This is a genomic window from Bacillus sp. MBGLi79 (assembly GCF_002953915.1).
The window spans coordinates 3,661,312-3,666,580 of the sequence record NZ_CP026521.1 but is presented as its reverse complement, the minus strand read 5'-3'; the positions used below and the strand labels follow the sequence as shown (position 1 = coordinate 3,666,580).

6 protein-coding genes and 1 riboswitch are annotated in these 5,269 nt (G+C 44.3%); all 6 genes read left to right on the top strand.

Translation table 11 applies throughout. From position 1 onward, the window contains the following. The coding region (locus tag C1T29_RS18750; protein ID WP_208945534.1) for an SCP2 sterol-binding domain-containing protein at positions 1 to 338 on the top strand (338 nt) is incomplete at its 5' end. A gap of 174 nt (positions 339 to 512) precedes the next feature. After that, a riboswitch (SAM riboswitch) is annotated at positions 513 to 620 on the top strand. A 116-nt stretch (positions 621 to 736) separates the two neighbouring features. Further along, the gene (gene metN, locus C1T29_RS18745) at positions 737 to 1,762 is read left to right on the top strand and encodes a methionine ABC transporter ATP-binding protein MetN (RefSeq protein ID WP_023856214.1); all 1,026 of its coding nucleotides are present in this window, start codon (positions 737 to 739) and stop codon (positions 1,760 to 1,762) included. Continuing rightward, positions 1,755 to 2,423 (top strand): methionine ABC transporter permease, encoded by a 669-nt coding sequence (locus C1T29_RS18740; protein WP_003185053.1) that lies wholly within the window; start codon positions 1,755 to 1,757, stop codon positions 2,421 to 2,423. The genes metN and C1T29_RS18740 overlap by 8 nt, the downstream gene beginning before the upstream one ends. A gap of 13 nt (positions 2,424 to 2,436) precedes the next feature. Then, a complete protein-coding gene (metQ, locus tag C1T29_RS18735; protein WP_101561496.1) occupies positions 2,437 to 3,267 on the top strand; it encodes a methionine ABC transporter substrate-binding lipoprotein MetQ in 831 nt (276 codons plus the stop codon). Positions 3,268 to 3,374: 107 nt separating this feature from the next. Next, a complete protein-coding gene (locus tag C1T29_RS18730) occupies positions 3,375 to 3,743 on the top strand; it encodes a carboxymuconolactone decarboxylase family protein (protein WP_020452872.1) in 369 nt (122 codons plus the stop codon). A 413-nt stretch (positions 3,744 to 4,156) separates the two neighbouring features. After that, positions 4,157 to 5,092 carry a cation diffusion facilitator family transporter gene (locus C1T29_RS18725; protein WP_023856211.1) on the top strand — a complete coding sequence of 312 codons (936 nt, stop codon included), beginning with the start codon at positions 4,157 to 4,159 and terminating at the stop codon, positions 5,090 to 5,092. The last annotated feature ends 177 nt before the right edge of the window (positions 5,093 to 5,269 follow it).

The following is a 5,269-nucleotide window of genomic DNA, read 5'->3' as shown; positions in this document are numbered from 1 at the left end:
TAGAAAGAGAGGACAAGGCTCTTTTTTTAAAACCTCTATTATCGACAACGGCTTTGCTGATTACGTTTCAAGGCGAGAAAGAAGCTTTTACGTTAGCGATCAACGAAAAAGGGGAAATGGAAAAATCTTCTCTTGCAGAGAAAGCTCATTTGACCTTTTTTGGAGAGCAAAGCGAGATTATTGACCTTCTTCACGGCGATATTTCATTGCAGCATCTCGTACAGCGCGGCACTGTTCAAGTAAAAGGCTCATTCAGAGCTTTATTGAAGCTTGAAGCGATTTTATGGCTGACGGACGGCTTTTTTAAAAACAGCGATCTTTATTCAGAGACATTTTAAAAATTTGAAAAATCGGCACATTCCGTGTATAAGTCGGACAGAGACGAGCGTTTACGTTCGTCTCTTTTCGCCGTAGGCCGATTGTCTTACGAAAAATAGTTGACAACTATTTTTTCGCATGATATCCTACTTTAAGAATTCCGATCATAATAATCAAAAAATAAATATATGATTCTCTTATCCAGAGAGGTGGAGGGAAGTGCCCTATGAAACCCGGCAACCATCAACACGTGTTGAAATGGTGCCAATTCACACGAAGCGTTATGCTTTGAAAGATGAGAGAAAGGCCCAGACTATTCAAAAGCCTTTCTGCTCATGTGTGCAGAAAGGCTTTTTTCATTGTTTGATCAGGAATTTAGACAACTATGAGAATTGAGCAAGAAAGCAGGTGATGGCTTTTGATAAATCTTCAAAATGTTTCAAAGATTTATCGGTCAAAGCATGGAGATGTCAATGCTGTCCAGGATGTCACCCTTACGATTAAAAAAGGTGAAATCTTCGGAATTATTGGATATAGCGGAGCTGGAAAAAGCTCCTTGATCCGTCTTTTGAACGGACTTGAACAGCCGACTTCAGGCACGGTTGAAGTAGCCGGCAGAACAATCAGTGAGATCAAAGGGAAGAAGCTGAGGAATGCAAGGCAGGAAATCAGCATGATTTTCCAGCACTTCAACCTATTGTGGTCAAGAACGGTCCGCGACAATATTGCGTTTCCGCTGGAGATCGCCGGTGTCAGCAAAGCAAAACGTCTGAAAAGAGTCGCTGAACTGATAAAGCTTGTCGGACTTGAAGGCAAGGAAAATGCCTACCCTTCACAGCTTAGCGGAGGCCAAAAGCAGCGCGTCGGCATCGCTCGGGCGCTCGCAAACAATCCGAAAGTTCTCTTATGCGATGAAGCGACATCAGCGCTTGATCCGCAGACGACTGACTCGATCCTGGGTCTTCTGTCCGATATCAATGAAAGGCTCGGACTGACCATTGTCCTGATTACTCATGAAATGCATGTTATCAGGAAAATCTGCCACAGAGTGGCCGTCATGGAAAACGGAAAGGTCGTGGAAGAAGGCGATGTGCTGAACGTATTCCTCAAGCCGCAGGAAGAAATGACAAAGCGCTTTGTTCAGCAGGTAACAGAACCGGTGGAAACACAGGAAACGCTGAAGCATTTCCTCGAAGAAACGACATCCGGGCGGACGATCAAGCTCACCTTCGTCGGTGAAGCGGCCGAATCGCCGCTGATCACACAGATCATTCGGAAGTTCGATGTTGAAGTCAACATCCTTCAAGGCAAAATCTCGCAAACTCAGGACGGCGCATACGGTTCATTGTTCATTCATGTCGATGGATATGAAAACGAGGTCAATGATGTGGTCGATTTCATCAAGAGCCGTCAAGTAGAAGCAGAGGTGATCACGAATGTTTGAAAAACTGTTTCCAAACGTAGATATGGAGCAGCTGTGGGAAGCTACGTATGAAACGATATATATGACAGGAATTTCCCTATTGTTTGCTTTTATCATCGGAGTGATTCTCGGTATGCTGCTGTATCTGACTTCTAAAGGAAACATTTGGCAGAATCGGGTCGTGAACGGTGTAATCTCGGCAATCGTCAATGTGTTCAGGTCTATTCCTTTTATTATATTGATTATTTTGCTGCTCGGTTTCACAAAGTTTTTAATGAACACGATCTTGGGGCCGAACGCCGCACTTCCGGCTTTGATTATCGCATCCGCTCCGTTCTATGCCCGCCTGGTTGAAATCGCTTTGCGCGAAGTTGATAAAGGCGTGATTGAAGCGGCAAAATCGATGGGAGCCAAAACATCGACGATCATATTTAAAGTGCTCCTGCCCGAATCGATGCCGGCCTTGATCTCTGGCATTACGGTTACGGCGATTGCACTGATCGGTTCGACGGCGATGGCCGGAGCAATCGGTTCAGGCGGACTCGGGAACCTTGCCTATGTAAACGGTTTTCAGATGAACAATCCCGATATTATACTCATCGCCACTATTTTCATCTTAGCTATTGTGTTTATCATCCAGTTTATCGGGGATTTTATAACAAATAAATTAGACAAACGTTAGGGAGGACATCAACATGAAAAAAGGTTTATTAACAGCTTTATTCATCATTTTTGCAGGCGTTTTAGCCGCTTGCGGATCTTCCAGCAGCGAAGGGGATAAAGACAGCAAAGTCATCACAGTCGGAGCGACGCCGACGCCTCACGCTGAAATCCTTGAAGAAGCAAAGCCGCTTTTGAAAGAAAAAGGCTATGAGCTTAAAATCAAAAATTTCACGGACTACAAACTGATCAACAAGGCGCTTGCAACGAAAGATCTCGATGCGAACTACTTCCAGCACGTCCCGTATCTTGAACAGGAAATGAAAGAAAATAAAGATTACGATCTTGTTAACGTCGGCGCGGTACACCTTGAGCCATTCGGCATTTACTCCAAAAAGTATAAATCTTTAAAAGACCTTCCTGACGGTGCAAAAATTATTATGAGCAACAACGCCGCTGAACAGGGCCGCATGCTTACAATGCTTGAAAATGCCGGACTGATCAAGCTGAAATCAGGCATTGAAAAAGTGGATGCGACAGTAAAAGATATTACAGAAAACAAGAAAAACCTCAAAATCAAAAATGATGTGGCGCCTGAAATGACGGCAAAAGCATACGAAGCCAATGAAGCTGACGCAGTGTTCATCAATGTGAACTACGCGATCCAAAACAAGCTCAATCCGAAAACTGATTCAATCGAGCTTGAGTCTCCAAAAGACAATCCTTACGCTAACATCATCGCCGTCCGCAAAGGCGACGAAGATTCTGACAAAGTGAAAGCTCTGATGGACGTATTGCGCTCTGATGACATTAAAAAGTTCATCGACAAAAAATATGAAGGCTCTGTCATTTCTGTTTCTGAGTAAATGAAAGAACACCCCGGTTTTGGAGAAAACCGGGGTTTTTTCGCGTATTTTTTGAAAAGAGGCTCATAATAAAAAAAGACTACCAACTGAAAATGGAGGAACAAAACGTGAATCAGCATGAATCAGAAAGCATTATCGAATCCGCACTGCATGAATATAAAGCAGGGATCGGCATCTTTTCCGAAAAAATGCCCGGAATTGCCGCCAAATACAACGAATTTACAGAGGAATGCTTTAAAAAAGGCGCGCTCAGCGAAAAGGATAAGCAGCTGATCGCACTGGGCATCAGTGTTAATACACAGGATGAATATTGCATTATTTATCATATCAAGGGCTGCCTGGATTGCGGAGCGTCGGAGGAAGAAATTCTTGAAGCGGTCGGCGTAACTGCGGCATTTGGCGGGGGCGCGGCCATGAGCCAAGCTGTCACGCTCGTTCTGCAGGCGATGGAAGAATTCCAGCAAATGAAGCATTGATTTTTCATCCGTGAAAGCATATTGAAAGCACACACATCTTTGAAGAGTTTGTATATAACTGGTACTATGAAAGAAAATCTCTGAAAGGATGATTCATTATTTGTTCAAGCCAAGATCAGCTTGACCTTGAATTCACGGCCGAAATGGAAAAAGCGATGCACAAGTCGCATGGAATGGGGTACGAGGAGTACAGCAGAAGCCATGTGAACCGGCTTGAAGTTGAGAAAAGGCGCGAAGAGCAGCATCAAAAAAGCAAGCAGATCGTATCAAATTTACCCATGATCGGATAAAACGAGGGGGGCGGATGTCAATCCGTCCTTCTATATGTCTTTAGAATCCGCTTGACCATAAGTGAAGGAAAAGGTAAAATTTAAATATGAATATATGATCATATATTAAAAGGAGGATTTATGATGGCTCATTCTCACGATCACACAGGTCACAGCCACCATGGCAGCCGATCAGCCAATCAAAAAGCGCTCTACATCAGCTTCGGTTTAATTTTTACTTTTATGATCATTGAAGTGATAGGCGGGATATTGACGAACAGCCTCGCTTTGCTGTCAGATGCGGGACATATGCTCAGCGACGCTGCAGCGCTTGGTTTCAGCCTCTTGGCGTTTAAAATTGGGGAAAAGGCCGCAACTGTGAGCAAAACATTCGGCTACAGGCGCTTTGAAATTTTGGCTGCGTTTATCAATGGCATCACCTTGCTTTTGATTTCACTTTATATCTTTTGGGAAGCGTACAACCGCTTTTTCAGCCCGCCGGAAGTCGCCGGCAGTGGCATGCTGGTGATTGCAACGGTTGGTTTGTTCGTCAACATTGCTGCAGCCTGGATATTAATGAAAGGCGACACAAGCGGGAATTTAAACATGCGGAGCGCATTTTTGCACGTCATCGGCGATATGCTGGGATCTTTCGGCGCGATTATCGCAGGCCTCCTCATGCTTTTCTTCAATTGGAATATCGCCGATCCAATCGCAAGCGCCGCCGTCGCGGCTTTGGTTCTTGTCAGCGGGTGGCGGGTGACGAAAGACTCGGTGCATATATTAATGGAAGGAAAACCGAAAGACATTGATGCGGAAGCGCTTAAAAACGGCCTGCTTTCCATTCCGTCAGTCAGAGAGGTTCACGATCTCCACATTTGGTCGATCTCATCTGATATGCCGTCATTAAGCTGCCATATCGTGGCAGACGAAAACAGTGACAGGGATAGAATCTTAAAACAAGTATCAAAATATCTAAGGAAAGAATGCAACGTGGAGCATGTGACGGTCCAAATAGAAGGGGAGCGCTGTTCCCGTCATGAATCGTGCAGCCTGGGATCAAACCGTTCCCGCTCGTAATTCCCGCTGTTTTTCTATAGCTTGTTGATTGTAAGGTACACATCTCTCGTCCGGGAAGTTTTCTTGTCCCAATCTCTTTAAGAACAAAACGTTTTTTGTTAAACTTGAGAACATGTACACGAAAAGATAGGAAGACTATTGTTGTATTCACTTTTCATTTGTTATAAAATTAGAATG